1 protein-coding gene is annotated in these 964 nt (G+C 37.0%); it reads right to left on the bottom strand.

The annotated features are described in order from the left end of the window. Nucleotides 1-92: 92 nt before the first annotated feature. Nucleotides 93-964: ShlB/FhaC/HecB family hemolysin secretion/activation protein (locus tag A1D25_RS01955; RefSeq protein WP_162853262.1), on the bottom strand; the 872-nt coding region annotated here is incomplete at its 5' end.

Raw genomic sequence — 964 nt, 5'->3', positions numbered from 1 at the left:
ACTGCTACATAATACCGAAAAGTTTTGTGAATGGACAAAAAAAATAGGCAAGCATTACGCTCGCCTATCATTATTTACACACTATCTATCCATTAGAATAAATAAGAGGCTTTTACCCAAACAGAGGTTCTGTCGCTACGTTTGCCGTTATGACGTTGATCTAACTCGTGGTTATGTAAACGTCTTGCTACAAATACATCAAAGTCTAAGCCCATTCTCGCTTTTACACCTAAACCAGCACTTGATAGTACTTCGCTTTGTGACAATTTATTATTGTAGCTAACTTTACCCCAATCATAGAAAGCATAACCACTGATATTCGCATTTGTATATCTCGGTGTGCTTAACTCTGTTTTCCAAACGAATGTTTTATCTCCGCTTAAACCAGTATAACGGTAACCACGCACATTATATACGCCAGTTACTGAATCTTGGTCTATGCTTGCTAAGTTGCTCTTTGTATATTGACCTCTTAATTGTGTATCAATATTCCAACCCTGTGCGAAGTCTTGGCTATAACCCACACTATAACGAGTTAAAGTATAGCTTTTCGCTTTTTCTTCAAACTCTGCAACTTTCTCCACTCGGCTTGAACCTGGGAAATTTTTTGAGTAATAGTGTTGTGCAACATCAAAACTAAATTTACCACTTGCTGTAGGTTGGATTTCACCAGATAAGCCAATATAACCACCTGCTAAACTATATTTAGAATGATTACTCACTTGGAGCTGGTTACTTGCTGCATCAATCCCAACTTTTTGTTGGAAATGACGATATTGATAACCTGCATTCACTTTAAACTGATCTTTCACACCTAAACCAAATTCTGGTAAGTAATAGCTCCATTTAAAGCCAGCTGTTACACTTTTACCTTTAGCAATTCTGCGAGATAATCCTTCTGGTAAACCATCAGCATCTTCTGTTGAATCTAAATTACTAAAACCAACATAACCACCTACGCTTT

This window comes from Ursidibacter arcticus, assembly GCF_009761375.1.
Classification (GTDB): domain Bacteria; phylum Pseudomonadota; class Gammaproteobacteria; order Enterobacterales; family Pasteurellaceae; genus Ursidibacter; species Ursidibacter arcticus.
The sequence above is the reverse complement of the archived record's forward strand: the minus strand, read 5'-3'. Positions and strand labels throughout refer to the sequence as shown.